Origin of the sequence: Sphingobacterium sp. UBA3519, from assembly GCF_002377215.1 — a bacterium.
Classification (GTDB): domain Bacteria; phylum Bacteroidota; class Bacteroidia; order Sphingobacteriales; family Sphingobacteriaceae; genus Sphingobacterium; species Sphingobacterium multivorum.
This window is the reverse complement of sequence record NZ_DFPI01000024.1, coordinates 559,510-574,939: the sequence shown is the minus strand read 5'-3', so window position 1 is coordinate 574,939 and position 15,430 is coordinate 559,510. Positions and strand designations below refer to the sequence as shown.

Sequence of the window (15,430 nt, the reverse complement as noted above, 5' to 3'; positions counted from 1 at the left end):
TGAAGTAAAATTAGTGGGAGAACTGTATTTTTGAATTTGTATAGCATTGCCTGATGCTTTTGCTATTTTGATACACATGATTTTATCTGATAAAAGAATTCTCGAAGAGATTGAAAATGGCAGCATTGTCATTCAACCATTTGATCGTAAATGTTTAGGAACAAATTCCTACGATGTGCATTTGGGGAAATATTTGGCAACGTATGCAGACCGTGTACTTGATGCCAAGAAGCACAATGAAATTCAGCATTTTGAAATCCCGGAAGAAGGTTTCGTCTTGGAACCCAACACCCTTTATTTAGGTGTTACGCAAGAGTATACCGAAACGCATAAACATGTTCCTTTTTTAGAGGGCAAATCGAGTACTGGTCGCTTAGGGATAGATATTCATGCAACTGCAGGAAAGGGCGATGTCGGTTTCTGTAATACCTGGACCTTGGAAATTTCGGTTGCTCAGCCTGTTCGGGTTTACGCGGGAATGCCAATTGGACAATTGATCTATTTTGCTGTAGAAGGCGATATCGAGACATTTTATAACACCAAAGGTAATGCAAAATACAATGGCAAGACCATCCGTCCGGTGGAGTCGATGATGTGGAAGAATAACTTCTAATGAAAACGATTGGATGGATTGTATTAGCGACGCTATTGATTGCGCTCATCAGTAGCGTGCTTTATTATTTTGTTCATCCAATGTTTGGTGGAAGTTTCAAGGGAGCTCGGCTTGAACGTATGAAACAGTCCCGCAATTTTAAAAATGGTATTTTTCATAACCTCGAAGTAACGCCATCGTTGAAAGGCGATGTGAATATGGTCTCTTTGTTGTGGGATTTCCTTTTCAACAAGAATTCCCACTTAAAACCTATCAGTGTATTGCCAGCTATGGAATGCGATTTAGCACATCTTCCCGCAGATGACGTACTGATTTGGTTTGGTCACTCCTCCTATCTATTGAAGTTAGATGGAAAATTAATAGTGGTAGATCCAGTATTCAGCTCAAATGCTTCTCCCATACCAGGTAGCAATAAAGCATTTAAGATGTCGGTCGACTATGCGGCGATGGTTTTTCCGAAAATTGACTATTTGTTTATCTCGCATGATCATTACGATCATCTGGACTATGAGACTGTTGTGAAATTGCGGGATAAAGTCGGTCAGGTGATTTGTGGTCTCGGAGTAGGGGCGCATTTTGAATCTTGGGGATACAAGGCCGATCAGATCATCGAGGGTGATTGGTATGACCAGATAAAACTGGCGCCCGATTTTCAAGTAACCTTCACACCCGCAAGGCACTTTTCGGGACGTAGATTTACACGGAATAATACCTTGTGGACATCTTTTGTGTTAAAAACTTCTAAGTACAGCATTTTCTTGGGGGGAGATAGTGGGTATGGTAAGCACTTCAAAACAATAGGTGACCAATTCGGTCCATTTGATTTAGCGATCTTGGAAAATGGCCAGTATAACGATGCCTGGCATTATATCCATTCTTTACCTGATGAATGGGCTGCTGAAACGAAGGATCTGAAGGCCCAAGCTATTTTACCCGTTCACTCTTCTAAATTCGCGTTGGCGATGCACGATTGGAAAGAACCCATGGAGAAATTTTACGAGACGGCGAACAAAGAACAGATCACACTGCTTACGCCAAAAATAGGGGAAATGATCCATTTGAATAAATTAGATACCGTATACGCGCCTTGGTGGCGGGAAGTTAACTAAGGATCTATTTATTTTTTTCCTCGATCCATAAAGACATATATTTTGTGCTCTGCATCGTGTGGTGCAATAATATCTGACTAATAAAGTTTTGTTGACGATGCCTGTCAATCTGTACTTTTAATAAAGATAGATTAGTCATAAAATCGGACTGATACTTTCGTTTTTCATAACGTTCGTTGATAATACGGATACCATGTTCTTGGGCCGTTTTCCAAAGATCTTCATTTTCGTAGAGCTCAACAGTCTTTCGGCAGAACGTTTCGGGATCGTCTTCGATAAAGCCATTCCAGTCCAAATTGCCCTTCATGGCTTCTGCACCAACTTTCGTGGTGACAGATGGTGTACCTGTCTGCATGGCGTCGATAAACTTCCCTTTCACACCGGCACCAAATTGAATTGGAGCCACCAGTAGACGGTAACTTTCCATGGTCAGACGAGCAGATTCCGCTCGGCCCTTGATCAGGAAATTCTCTTTTGGGTTGTTTAACTGTAGTACTTTTTGGGTTGCATAGGCGCCATAAATGTGTAATTCTACTTTTGGGAGCATCTTCCGTAATTGCGGCCAGATTTGTGTTTTTAGGTATTGTACCGTATGCCAGTTCGGCTCATGGATAAAATTTCCGATAAATAATAAGTTCTTGCGCTCTTCGAAGGTGTTCCATTGCTCCACATCGGCAGCAGTGATCTCATCTTCAAGAAAAGGGAGATAATAAAGGATATCGGGTGAAATGCGAAATTCTTCGATCAGAATCTTCATTTCGGATTCGGAAATGATCAACGAGAGGTCACTGCGCAATATCGCGGCAATTTCCCGTTTGGCCGTATCGGTAAATAACTCTTGAAAGGAAAAATCACCGTTATTTTTGACGGATGTCTGTCTCGCCTGACGCAAAAAATGCAAATCTTCCGTGTCAAGTACGCGGAGTGCATTTGGACAATGCTGTGCAACACGCCAACCATATTGCTCTTCTACCATAAAGCGGTCAAATACAACAATGTCGGGCTTAAGTTGCGCAATAAATTCATCAAAGCTGTTGCTATTCAGTACGATGGCCTGTTCCTGGATCCCGAGAGACTGTAAAGGTGCACTATACGGCGATTTGGCAGCAGCAGAAGCAAATGTAATCTGATAAGAGCGATTAATAAACGTCTCAATTAATTGCATCATACGGAAGCCCGCTGCTGAAGATGTTGGCTCTGGCCACACCAGTCCGATGAACAAAACCTTTTTCTCTTTCATGCCGGAAAATTACTGATTAATGTGAAAAGAATTGACGAAAAATTAACAATTAGTCATTTTCAAACGATTAGCTTTATTTCGTGTTTATACTATAACTCAAGGTTATTCATCATTAAACGATTATATGGCCAAAACTATTGCGCAACGAATTCGACATTTTTCACCAAAGACCTATTGGAAGGAACTAATAGCTGTTTTGGTTATTTTGTTGGCCTTTGTATTTTTTAGAAATGAACGAAAAGAGCTTGCTGCCATCATTCCACATTTGCGTGCGGCCAATCTAACCTGGGTTTTGGTCGGCGTTGGAATTACTCTCGTCTATATTGTACTTCAGGGATTGATGTATGTGCAGAGTTTTAAAGCGATAGGCCTTTCTATTAACCTGAGAATCGCTATTGATCTTTTCCTCAAGCGAAATTTACTCAGTGTGTTTCTGCCTGCGGGTGGGATTAGTTCTTTGGCCTATACCACAACGCAGTTGCGAAAAAGAAATTTGAATACGACGCAAATTCATCAAGCAGGGGCGCTGTATGGCTATGTCGGACTACTGACGGTCTTTCTGATCGGTGTACCTGTTATATTGTATACGATTTGGCACAATAAAAATTTTGATGATGCCTGGATCTCATTGGTGGTTTTGGGGCTGCTTCTGGGCGTCGTATTTTGGCTCGTTTGGTCTTTTAGAACACACAAAGGCGTCTATCGCTGGGTTGAACTAAAATTTCCTGCTGTAGCCTCTAATATCGATGAAATATTCTCAGGAGAGGTCAAGCTAAAATATTTGTTGGGTACCATGCTGGCATCGATGGTCGTTGAATGCTGCGGTATTGCCCATGCTTTTGTAAGTATGTATGCCCTTGGTTTGGACCACTCTTTCGAGGCTGCGGCTATTGCCTATACTGTTTCGGTGGTATTGATGATTGTTTCTCCTTTTCTACGGGGGCTTGGGGCTGTAGAGTTGACTATGCTGTATATTTTTAAAGCGTACGGCTACTCGCAGGCAGAAGGATTGGGCATTACAATTCTCTACCGGGCGTTCGAATTTTGGTTACCTTTAGTCCTGGGGCTTCTGGCTTTTGCATGGCGTGGGAAACAATTGCTGGCACGTATTGGCCCAGCGCTGCTTATCTTCTTCTTGGGCATGGTAAATCTCGTATCTGTATTGACGCCTCCTTTGGCCGACCGGATGAAACTTGATCGTTTCTATTTGCCTTTAGAAGCAATTCACGCTTCCAAATTTATGGTGTTAGTGTTAGGCTTAGGGCTGTTGGTGACCTCGGCTTACTTGATCAAAGGTTTCCGAATTGCATTTTGGATCGCCGTAGTGTTTAGCGCCTTGTCGCTTTTTGGGCACGTGTTTAAGGCATTGGACTATGAAGAAGCTTCGGTTGCTTTATTGACCTTGATTTTACTGGCCGTGAGCTATAAGCAATATCGGATCAAGAGTAATATTCGCTGGGTGCGAATCGGGTTTATCACATTTTTTGTTGCTCTCCTAGCCATATGCCTGTTTGACGTATTGAGCTTCTACTTCATTGATAAACAGCATTTCGGTGTCGACTTCACCTGGCGACAATCTATCTATCATACAGCACGAAGCTTCCTCTTGTTTGCTGATGATGAATTGATGCCCCAAACGGCATTTGGACAAGAATTCCTGCGGATTACGCAAGTACTTGGACTTTTTTGTTGGCTCCTACTAATCTACGCGTTAGCTCGTCCCCGTCTCCTCGCAGATGAAGACTCCAGCCAATCTGAATTGGAACGTGCAGAACAATTATTGATTGAGTTTGGTCAGTCTCCCATGGATTTCTTTAAATTGGGAAAAGATAAGAGTTTGTTTTTCTCAGAAGTCTCGGAGGGATTTACCGCTTATCGCTTGGCGAATGAATTTGCTATTGTATTGGATGAGCCTGTCTGTGAACAGGGGGATAAGGAAGAGTTGGTCCAGGAATTCGATCAATACTGTTATGCGAATGGTTTAAAGGCCATTTATTACCGTGTTGATGAAAATAGTTTGGTTCATTTTTCATCCCTACGTAAACAGAAGATCACCATTGGACAAGAGGCTGTATTAGAATTGGAAACATTCAAGCTCGAAGGAAAAGAACGTAAGTCATTACGCAATGGACTTAATGCAATTCAAAAAAAGGGTTTTACAACAGAAGTGTTGAAAGCGCCGCAGGAAAAGGCAATTATAGATCAGTTAAGGATAATTTCCAACGAATGGTTAAAAGAATTTGATAAAAAGGAAATGGTTTTTTCGCAAGGGATGTTTGATGAAAATGAGCTTATTTTGCAAGATATCATTGTACTGAAAAATGAGCAGAATACTATCGTAGCCTTTCTGAATATCATCCCCGACTATGCGAAAGATGAGTGCACCTACGATATGATTCGGAAGTCTCTTGATGCGCCGGGTGGTAGCATGGATGCATTGATTGTTGAGCTTATTGCGTATGCTAAGGCCAAAAAGTACGTCTATCTAAATTTGGGTATGGTACCGATGACGGGGTTGGGGGCGACAGATAGTCCCGCAGAAAAGATTATGAAATTTGCCTCAACACGATTGGGTAACTTTAAACATTACCATAGCCTGCGCGACTTTAAAGAGAAGTATGCGACATTTTGGGAAAATAAATACCTTATATTTGATAATGATTTTGATCTCATACAACTTCCTGTAGCACTGGTCAAAGTAATGAAACCGAACGAATAGCTTCATGTAGATGCTGTACAGATGAAAAAAATAGCTACCTTATTAATAATTGCTGGCATGGCGTTTCATGCGTTTGCACAACAGCGTTTGATTGACATGAAATATTGGAACAATAAAGCTGCATTACCTTTGGTTCTCTATCTGAGTGGCGATGGTGGATTTAATTCATTCTCTAACAAGCTTTGTGAGCTGATTGCTGGAGTAGGATATACTGTGGCAGCGATCGATTCGAAAACCTATTTCTGGAAAAAGAAAAGCCCGAGTGAGATTGCTGCCGATGTTTCGAATACACTGAAAAACGTACTCTTAGCACGGCAAAATATGCGTCTTTTTGTAGTGGGGTATTCATTTGGCGCAGACGCGGTTCCTTTTATTATTAATCGCCTGGATCCCGTCATTAAGAAGAATCTTAAGAGTGTTGTCCTGCTGGAGCCATCTGTGTCAACAGATCTGGAGATCCATATAGCGGATATTTTGGGTCGGAGTAATACAAAACGGAGTCTTGACGTGATCGCGGAAATCAATCGAATGGGTGCAGTCAAAACGGGCGTTATTCTTGGTGATGATGAAGCTGATTTCCCGATACAGAAGATAACACTTAAGAATTTTACAAAAAAATACCTCCCCGGAGGCCATCATTTTAGTGGCAATGCAGACCAGGTCGCGAAGAATACTGTTGCACTCTTTTAGCCGAGGAGCCTAGTATAACTTTGTTGATGGTCAGATCAAGTAGGCGACCAAATAGACAGCTCTTTATTTTTTTGTGATCCAGGGTATGGTGCGGTATCATTTTCTTATCCTAGATCAAATAATTCAGGGAAAGAAGGTGTTACTTTTGAATGACTTATAAAATAGATAAAAATGGAATTAGGAATAGGAATGTTTGGCGACTCGAGGATAGATCCTGTTACAGGTCAAATCCAGGCAGCACAAGATAGAATGAAAGAAATTATCGAAGAGATCAAGCTTATGGATCAAGTAGGATTGGATTTCTTTGGAATAGGGGAGCATCACCGTGCAGATTATGCGGTTGCAGCACCCGAAATTATCTTGGCTGCGGCTTCTACTGTTACCAAAAATATTAAATTGGGCAGTGCAGTTTCGGTATTAAGTTCTGCCGATCCGGTTAAATTATTTCAGGATTTCGCAGCCGTCGATCTTTTATCCGATGGACGTGCTGAGCTCATGGCAGGAAGAGGATCCTTCATTGAATCCTTCCCTTTATTTGGTTATGATCTAAAAGATTATTCCGAGTTGTTTGAGGAAAAACTAGAGCTTTTGCTTCGCCTGAATAAGCAAAATCCAATTACTTGGCGCGGTAATTTTAGAGCACCATTAATCAATCAGGAAGTTTTCCCAAGACCTAAAAATGGATCACTACCGATTTGGGTTGCAGTAGGTGGCACAACATCTTCTGTGATCCGTGCCGGAAAGTTGGGCTTACCGGTTATGTTTGCCATCATCGGCGGGATGTATGAAAGCTTCGATCATTTATTTGACATGTATCGTCAGGCTTATGAGGATAATGGACACGATATGGCTAACTTTCAGGTTGGGGTACATATGCATGCGTTCTTTGGCGACAACAGCGCTCAGGTAGCAGATTATTACTATCCGATTTATTCTGCACAGATGGATCGTATCGGTGCAAGTCGTGGATGGCCGCCATATCAACGGACTCAATATGACTTCGGAAGGTCTTCGAGAGGGCACCTCATTGTTGGGGATGCTGCTTATGCCGTGGATAAAATATTGCAAATACAGGAGAAATTTGGATTGACACGCTTCTCTGCACATATGGATGTGGGCGCCCCTGGGCATAAAGAAATGCTGCGTTCTATAGAGATTTTTGGTGAGAAAATAGCACCTGAAATTCGAAAGGCTCTTCATAAAGATGCCTAAAGAGCGATTATCATTTTTTTAACGCTGAGATATTCGCTACCTTTGTGTCGTAAATCATTTTAGAGAGTAAGATGCTTGGATTAAAGTTGTTGACAGATCCGCGATGGGCAAACATTGCAGAAGGAAATTTAGAAGAGATTTTGACAGATCATGCCTGGTGTGAACAAAAGGCTGCTTCAAATGCCATATCCTTAATTACCAACAACTCAGAACACGAAGATTTGGTGCATGAGCTGACAGCAATCGCAATCGAAGAAATGGAACATTTTAAGATGGTTATTGATATCATCAAAGAACGGGGCTATACCTTGGGTCGTGAACGGAAAGATGATTATGTCGGTCAATTGATGAAATTCTCTAAAAAAGATGGCAGTAGAAATATGGCTTTTATTGACCGTTTATTATTCGCGGCGATGATTGAAGCCCGTAGCTGCGAACGTTTTAGAGTGCTTTCACAAAATATTCAAGATAAAGATCTTGCGAAGTTTTACTATGATTTAATGGTGTCTGAGGCAAATCATTACACCACATTTCTAAATTTTGCACGCAAATATTCCGTAGACGTCGACGTAGAAAAGCGTTGGAAGGAGTGGTTGGAATTTGAAGGGAAGCTAATTCAGTCGTACGGAAGTAAAGAAGCCATTCATGGCTAATTGAACCTCGCTCCTACCTATTTTAAAACACATACATAACAGTTGTCCCGTTCTATTTCTTAGAACGGGATTTTTTGTCACTTATTTATTCTTATCTTTGTACCGTGATTGAAAAAAGTAAAATAATAGATATCAGGAGTTTGTCTTTGGATCAGATCAAAGATCAACTTACCGCGTTGGGGGAGCAGGGCTTTCGTGCGAAGCAGATTTATGAATGGATTTGGGTGAAATCTTGCGTAGATTTTGATCAGATGAGTAATTTGAGTAAGCCCCTTCGTGAGAAGCTGAAAGCGAATTTTACGATCAATGCAGTTACAGTCAAAGAATCTCAGATCAGCTCAGATAAAACAATTAAAAGTAGTTTTTGGCTCTATGACAACAACATCATTGAAGGGGTGTTAATACCTGCTCCGGAACGAATGACCGCTTGTGTCAGCTCACAGGTGGGCTGTAGCTTAACCTGTAAGTTCTGTGCAACAGGTTATATGGACCGTAAACGGAACCTTAATGCCGATGAGATCTATGATCAAGTCGTTCTTATCAGCAAGCAAGCCGAAGAGTACTATGGGCAGCCACTGACAAATATCGTTTATATGGGGATGGGCGAGCCCTTGTTGAATTATGCCAATATGATGAAGTCTGTTGAGCGCATTACAGCGCCAGATGGATTGAATATGGCCGCCAAGCGGATCACGGTGTCCACAGCGGGTATCGCAAAAATGATTAAGAAATTGGGTGATGATCAGGTACGTTTTAACCTAGCACTTTCTTTGCACGCGGCAAATGATAAAAAGCGGAATGAAATTATGCCTATCAATGAGCAGAACTCACTGAAAGCATTGGCAGAAGCACTCAAATATTTTTATGCGAAAACAAAGAGCCCAATTACATTTGAATATATTGTCTTTAACAATTTCAATGATGAGTTGGAGGATGCAAAAGAACTGGCCAAGTTCTGTAAACATGTTCCTTGTAAGGTCAACCTGATTGAATACAACCCTATCGCACTGGCCGATTTCCTGAACGCTGAAGCAGATAAAATCGAGGTATTTGCAAATTATTTAAAAAGCCAAGGTATCATCACGAATGTGAGACGTAGCCGTGGTAAAGATATCGATGCAGCCTGCGGACAATTAGCAATTAAAGATAAGGAAAAAGAGGAATCCGAAGCATAATCTGAAGGATAGTTCCTATCTTTAATAGGGAATTAACCAGATGAAATCCGAATTAAATAAGGTTTTTAGCGATTTTATAGCCATATTTTTTCCAAGGGAATGTGGCTGTTGCGGCTGTGTGCTAAAATATCAGGAAAAGTTTGTCTGTACAGCATGCGATTTCCATTTGCCTTATACTAACTTTCACGAATATTCGGATAATGATACCGCAAGACAGCTCTGGGGGAAAGCTCCTGTGGAAGAGGCCTGTTCATTCTTATTATTGCAAAAGGATAGTCGCGTAGAGCGCCTCATTTATCAGATTAAATACAATAACCAACCTTTTCTTGCAGAATATTTTGGTTATCTATACGGCTTAAAATTAATCAAAATAAAGGCCTATCAGGATATCAATTGTATTGTTCCTGTGCCATTGCACCGTAGCAAATTCCGAAAAAGAGGCTACAACCAATCCACTTACTTCGGAAGAGGGTTGTCCAGAGCAATGGGAATCCCCTTGCGGGAAGATATTTTAGTCAGGAAGAAAGCGACAATGAGCCAAACGGGTAAGGGGCGGATCGACCGGTACGACAATGTAAGTGATATTTTCGATTACAAAGGCACTATGTTGCCGGCTAACGTACATATCCTTGTGGTTGACGATGTATTGACCACGGGAGCAACGGTTGTTTCAGCAGCATTGACACTCTTAGATGCAGTTGATTGCAGGGTATCTGTTGCTACGCTGGCAAGAGCCTAGTTCGAAAGTCTATCCCATAACTTATACCCTTCTCCGTCCGGATAAAGCGAATTTCAATAATTACGGTAACCACTATTACGAGCAGGCCATGCCTTCAATAGTAATGACCAGGTCAAAACGAATTCAACACGTTATTTGCGACGTCGGTTGACATAGTTTAGGAGATAGGCAAATCCTGCCATGCCGATTCCGATGCTGTCTGCAAATAAATCCCACCAGTCACCGCTGCGATACGTAAAAATATAAAGCTGAAGTAACTCTGTCAGTCCTGCAAATAAAAAACCAAGGATGGAAACGACAAAGATTGGAAGCCAACGGGTCGGTTTCCCATGGAATTGCTGGATTACACCGTTGTATAGCAATGTACAGAAAACAAAGAACATCCCACAATGGACTAATTTATCCATACCTGGATAGGCGGGAACTGCATCAAAATTATTGCCCGGGAGGGTGCATAAAACAATAACTATTATGGCCCAAATAAAACACCACTTATAGTCTAATAAGATTTTAATCATGGCGATAAATATCTAAAAATTTCCTGATAGAAATAAAAATATTATTTATTTAAAAATTATTTCACTGTAAATCAGTTGTTTAGTTATATTGTTTTGTTTTATATGGTACTATGTATTGCATGGTACCATAAAATACATATATCTTTGTATTGTTATGATAGCTGAAAATACACAAATCCAAATGAGGAAGGGGATACTTGAATATTGTATCCTATCCATAATTTCTCGAGGAGAAATTTATGCCTCCGATATTATCAGCGAACTGAAGAAAGCTCAATTATTGGTTGTGGAAGGAACCTTATATCCGCTTCTAACACGTCTAAAAAACAATGGACTGTTAAGCTATATATGGAAGGAGTCAACTTCAGGTCCGCCTAGAAAATATTATGAAATTACCCAAGAAGGGTTAGAAGTCCTTTCGCGACTAGATGTTACCTGGAATGAGCTCGTGTTTGCTGTAAACACGTCATTGGTGGGTAGAAACAATGATTCAACTAAACCAGTTAAAGATAATAACGATGAATAAGACAATAATTATCAACATAAATAGTATCGTCTTCCATATTGAAGAGGATGCTTATGAGGTGCTTCGCTCCTACATGATTGATATAAAGAAGCACTTTGGACAATCGGAAGATAGTAAGGAGATTTTGGAGGACATCGAAAATCGTATTTCTGAAATGTTTACCGAGAAGATTCAGGCTGGCAGCAAAGAAGTTCTGAATATGGACGATGTTAATGCCGTTATCGAGCAAATGGGGAGCGTCAGCGATTTCGAGTCTGAGGATGGTTATGCGTCTTTTCAGCGCCAGCCAAATGCAGATGATTTTAAAGTAGGGAAGAAGCTGATGCGCGATCCCGATGACAAAGTTTTCAGTGGAGTATGTAGTGGATTGGGGCACTTTTTTGGTATTGAGGCGAAATGGGTACGCTTACTCTTTGCTTTATTTGTTGTGATCGGTGGATCGGGCGTATTGGTCTATGTTATCCTATGGATCGTAATGCCGCTCGCTGTAACCCGTGCAGATAAGATGGAAATGCGTGGTGAAGCACCGAATATTCAGAACTTCAAACGTTCTTTTGATGAAGAAATGAGCGGGGTAAGGGACTCGTTCTCGAGGGGAATGGACCGCACCGGAGATGGTGTTGCTAAATTATTGCAGGTCTTTGTGAAAGTTATCGGCGTATTCTTTGTTATTATCGTCGGGTTAACGCTCATCGGATTGATCATTGGACTTATCTTCTTTGCACTGGCTATTGTGAACGTAATTCCTGACGTCATGGACGATTCTGGTCCTTTCTACCTCATGAATCCGAGCGATGTACCTTTCGCTTTGATCGCGGGTTTCTTGGCCATTTTTATCCCTTTTGCCGGGTTGTTCTATTTGCTTCTCCGTGTTCTCTTCGAGAAAAAACCAATGAACAACTATTTGACAACCACCTTGTTTTTAGTCTGGTTGGCATCGATAGGCGGTATCATCTACTACGCTACATCGGTAGCAAAGGAATTCAAAGAGTCTAGTACGATTGTTGAAGAGAAGCCACTGCAAAAACAAGCTGTTTATTACTTAAATGAAAATGATATTCGGGTAATCCGCTTAAAAAATGGCGTAAAAAGCGGTTTGGGGATCAGGAATGAAAACCTTTCGACCTATCTGCGACGTAATATTCGTATCCGTGTCGAACGTATCGACTCCCTACAGGAACCTTATGTACGGTATGAGTATTCGGCTAAAGGAAATTCTTATAAAGTCGCAACGGATAGAGCTGGTAAAATTAACTATGCATTGAGACAAGATAGTACATCATTAACATTTGACAATGCGTTCCAATTGAATGAAGGTGAGCTCTATCGGGATCAAGAAGTCAATATTACGTTGTTTCTCCCAGTAGGTACCAAGTTGATCATTAATGATAATTTGGAAGATAAATTAAGGGATATTTCATTTTACGAATGTCGTGACCGTTATAGTGAAGATCTAAGGGATATAAAAGAAGTCGAATTTGTAGTTACATCACTTGGGTTGAAATGTGCCTTGCCGCCCAAAAAGTCAGATGACAGTGACGAAACAGCCACTGAGGGGAATGAGGTAGTTGCACATGATACGTCTGTTGTCATCCGTCGGGATACCATTATTAATCTCAAAAAAGATGGTGTTACCATAGAGACAAAAAAGAAATAACATAAACCAAGTCTTCCGCCTGAAGGCGGAAGACAAATTATTACCGCTATAACCAATCGAAAATCAGTACTGACCTTCGTGTTATAAGCCTATTTAATACCATTAAAAGTAAATGCTATTACACCTATTTATAAACGAATGAAAAGATATTTTTACCTCTTACTCTTAAATTTTTTAATTACTTCATTTGCCTATGCGCAAGTGAAAGTTACAGGAAAAGTACATGTGGAAAATAATGTGCCTTTGGCCTCGGCAACTGCTTATCTGATGAAGGCAAAGACGACTGTCATTCTGAAAGCCGTTGTTACTGATGAAAATGGAGAATACCAATTTTCGGATATACAAGCTGGAAGTTATTATGTCGAGGCGAAAATGGTCGGGTATACCACCAATAAGAGCAATGTTTTTGATATCAGCAAATCAGACCACAAGGTCCCGGCGATCCTGCTGAACACGGATACACGAAAATTGCAGGAGGTCGCCGTAGAGGGTAAGCGGCCGATGGTTGAAAGCAAGCCCGGTAAACTGGTTTTAAATGTGGAAAATTCGCCTTTAGCCGCAGGGAATAATGCCTTAGATATTGTACAGCGGGCTCCTGGAGTGAGTTTAGATAACAATAATAACCTACAGTTGATGGGGCAATCTGGTGTATCCGTGACCATCGATGGTCGGCAGACCTATATGTCCGGTGAACAGTTGGTGAATTTTTTGAAGAGTACGGATGGCAATCAGATTAAGTCCGTCGAAGTGATTACTACGCGTGCAGCAAAAGATGACGCTGAGGGGGCAGTGGGTACAATTAATATTGTCCTCAAAAAAAATCGGATGGAAGGTTTTAACGGAACCTTTAACATGACGGCAGGGAGGGGAGAAAAATTCAGAGGGAATAGCTCCTTATCCTTAAACTATAAGAAGAACAATACGACAGTATTTGGATCGTATGCGTATTCGGATGAAAAAAGCCACCGGAAGCTCCTGCTTGATCGTGTTATTCAGAATAAAGGTGAAAAGACCTATTTTAAACAAAGGTCGATATTGGACGAAAAAGAACAGAACTATTCCTATCGCTTCGGTGTTGAGCAAAGGACATCGGCCAGAAACACCTTAACCGTGCAGTTTAATGGATCGAATAATATCGAATACAACGATAACGATAGTAAAACCAATGTAGGAAAGTCTTTTACAACATTGGATTCGCTTTTGATTTCAACATCGCAGTTCAAAGAATTATTTGATCGTTACTCCGCTAATTTAAACAATGAGTTTAGAATTGATTCGAATGGCAGAAAACTTACCCTTGACCTGGATTGGAGTAAATTCAAAAGCAGCAAACGCGTAGGGTATAATAACCAATATTTTGATGGTCAGATGAATGCGATTACGCCCGAAGAGATCCAACGCAGTAGAATGCCTATCGGAATCGATATCTATGTCGCCAAACTGGATTATGAACAACCGCTATCGAAGGTCTCCAAGCTTGAGATGGGGGCTAAATATTCTAACGTTACGTCGGATAACGATTTAACCTTTGAAGACTTTTTGAACAATTCCTGGATTAATAATGAAAAGCGTACGAATCATTTTGTGTATAAGGAGCAGATCGCCGCTGGATATATAGACTATAATAATACCATAGGGAAATGGGGCCTGAAGGTCGGCGCGAGGGGAGAATATACATTTTCTGACGGGAACTCGTTGACCTTAAATAAGCAAGTGAAACGGAATTACTTTAAACTTTTTCCGAATGCAAATCTGACGTATACACTCCATGAGAATCATATCCTTTCCTTAGGTTACGCAAGGAAGATCACGCGTCCTAATTACCGACAGTTGAATCCTTTTGATTATTTTGTTGATAAACTAACCTTTGAACGTGGTAATCCTTACCTGAATCCGCAATTTTCCAATGAATTCACCCTAAACTATACCTTGATGCAACGTTATAATGTGACATTGGGTATTAACGACGTGCGGGATGCGATTGTAGAGAGCATGGGGCAAGATTCGGTGCTAAAACAAACGTGGGTTATACGTGAAAATTTAGGTAAAAATTTGACGGCTTATCTGAATCTGAACATCCCGGTTACGGTATCCAAGATTTGGAGCATGAATAACAATATTACAGGCATCCACTTTAACTTTGATGGCATGGTGAGTGGTTATCCGCTGAAAAGGACCTCCTTTCTTTTGCAGGCTACATCGATGCACAATTTAAAACTGGCGAAAAGTCTGTCCGCTAATGTCAATTTGAGGTATTTCTCGCCGTTCAACTATAATGTATACGATATGAAGGCCCGTTGGGATATGGAGGTAGGAGCGACCAAGACATTTAAAGATCAACGTAGTTCGTTGAAGCTGGCGGTGAGCGACTTGTTTAATACAGGGAATCAGAATCTGAAAACCAATTTCGGCGATTTTGACTCCAGTATCAGGCAATACCAAGATCGTCGCGTGGTTCGATTGACCTATTCGTATAAATTCGGAAATTTAAAAAACAACTATCGTAAGAAAGATACAAGTAATGAGGAGAAAGAAAGAGCGCAATAGGCCCTTGAATTTTCTAAAAAAAGCGACACCGC

At 41.0% G+C, this 15,430-nt stretch carries 13 protein-coding genes; 11 read left to right on the top strand and 2 right to left on the bottom strand.

What is annotated here, in order from left to right; genetic code table 11:
- Positions 1 to 76: 76 nt before the first annotated feature.
- A complete protein-coding gene (gene dcd / locus B3297_RS14940; protein WP_046673098.1) occupies positions 77 to 613 on the top strand; it encodes a dCTP deaminase in 537 nt (178 codons plus the stop codon).
- Complete coding sequence (locus tag B3297_RS14935) at positions 613 to 1,722, top strand: MBL fold metallo-hydrolase (RefSeq protein ID WP_286779078.1); 1,110 nt, start codon at positions 613 to 615, stop codon at positions 1,720 to 1,722. Before dcd ends, B3297_RS14935 begins: the two co-directional genes overlap by 1 nt.
- 4 nt (positions 1,723 to 1,726) lie before the next feature.
- Here the strand turns inward: B3297_RS14935 and B3297_RS14930 are convergent, their stop codons facing one another.
- Positions 1,727 to 2,962 carry a glycosyltransferase gene (locus B3297_RS14930; RefSeq protein WP_286752808.1) on the bottom strand — a complete coding sequence of 412 codons (1,236 nt, stop codon included), beginning with the start codon at positions 2,960 to 2,962 and terminating at the stop codon, positions 1,727 to 1,729.
- Between the two features lie 124 nt (positions 2,963 to 3,086).
- Here B3297_RS14930 and B3297_RS14925 point away from each other — a divergent pair, with 124 nt between their 5' ends.
- The 6 genes from B3297_RS14925 to B3297_RS14900 all read left to right on the top strand — a co-directional run bounded on the left by B3297_RS14925 (position 3,087) and on the right by B3297_RS14900 (position 10,150).
- Positions 3,087 to 5,681 (top strand): phosphatidylglycerol lysyltransferase domain-containing protein, encoded by a 2,595-nt coding sequence (locus B3297_RS14925; protein WP_286779077.1) that lies wholly within the window; start codon positions 3,087 to 3,089, stop codon positions 5,679 to 5,681.
- A 21-nt stretch (positions 5,682 to 5,702) separates the two neighbouring features.
- Positions 5,703 to 6,371 (top strand): AcvB/VirJ family lysyl-phosphatidylglycerol hydrolase, encoded by a 669-nt coding sequence (locus tag B3297_RS14920; protein WP_286779076.1) that lies wholly within the window; start codon positions 5,703 to 5,705, stop codon positions 6,369 to 6,371.
- 171 nt (positions 6,372 to 6,542) lie between these two features.
- Entirely contained in the window at positions 6,543 to 7,583 is a 1,041-nt protein-coding gene (locus B3297_RS14915; protein WP_115046360.1) for an Atu2307/SP_0267 family LLM class monooxygenase, read from the top strand.
- Between the two features lie 71 nt (positions 7,584 to 7,654).
- Positions 7,655 to 8,236: a tRNA-(ms[2]io[6]A)-hydroxylase gene (locus B3297_RS14910; protein ID WP_046673102.1), complete on the top strand. Its 582-nt coding sequence runs from the start codon at positions 7,655 to 7,657 to the stop codon at positions 8,234 to 8,236.
- A gap of 74 nt (positions 8,237 to 8,310) precedes the next feature.
- Positions 8,311 to 9,411: a 23S rRNA (adenine(2503)-C(2))-methyltransferase RlmN gene (gene rlmN / locus B3297_RS14905; protein WP_376746599.1), complete on the top strand. Its 1,101-nt coding sequence runs from the start codon at positions 8,311 to 8,313 to the stop codon at positions 9,409 to 9,411.
- Positions 9,412 to 9,451: 40 nt separating this feature from the next.
- Entirely contained in the window at positions 9,452 to 10,150 is a 699-nt protein-coding gene (locus B3297_RS14900) for a ComF family protein (RefSeq protein WP_115046362.1), read from the top strand.
- A 131-nt stretch (positions 10,151 to 10,281) separates the two neighbouring features.
- Here B3297_RS14900 and B3297_RS14895 read toward each other — a convergent pair whose 3' ends face one another.
- The gene (locus tag B3297_RS14895; protein WP_083295776.1) at positions 10,282 to 10,668 is read right to left on the bottom strand and encodes a VanZ family protein; all 387 of its coding nucleotides are present in this window, start codon (positions 10,666 to 10,668) and stop codon (positions 10,282 to 10,284) included.
- A gap of 154 nt (positions 10,669 to 10,822) precedes the next feature.
- Here B3297_RS14895 and B3297_RS14890 point away from each other — a divergent pair, with 154 nt between their 5' ends.
- The 3 genes from B3297_RS14890 (at position 10,823) to B3297_RS14880 (ending at position 15,398) form a co-directional block, all read left to right on the top strand.
- Positions 10,823 to 11,194: a PadR family transcriptional regulator gene (locus tag B3297_RS14890; protein ID WP_046673104.1), complete on the top strand. Its 372-nt coding sequence runs from the start codon at positions 10,823 to 10,825 to the stop codon at positions 11,192 to 11,194.
- A complete protein-coding gene (locus B3297_RS14885; protein WP_286779075.1) occupies positions 11,187 to 12,851 on the top strand; it encodes a PspC domain-containing protein in 1,665 nt (554 codons plus the stop codon). The genes B3297_RS14890 and B3297_RS14885 overlap by 8 nt, the downstream gene beginning before the upstream one ends.
- A 138-nt stretch (positions 12,852 to 12,989) precedes the next feature.
- Complete coding sequence (locus B3297_RS14880) at positions 12,990 to 15,398, top strand: outer membrane beta-barrel family protein (RefSeq protein WP_286779074.1); 2,409 nt, start codon at positions 12,990 to 12,992, stop codon at positions 15,396 to 15,398.
- Positions 15,399 to 15,430: the final 32 nt, after the last annotated feature.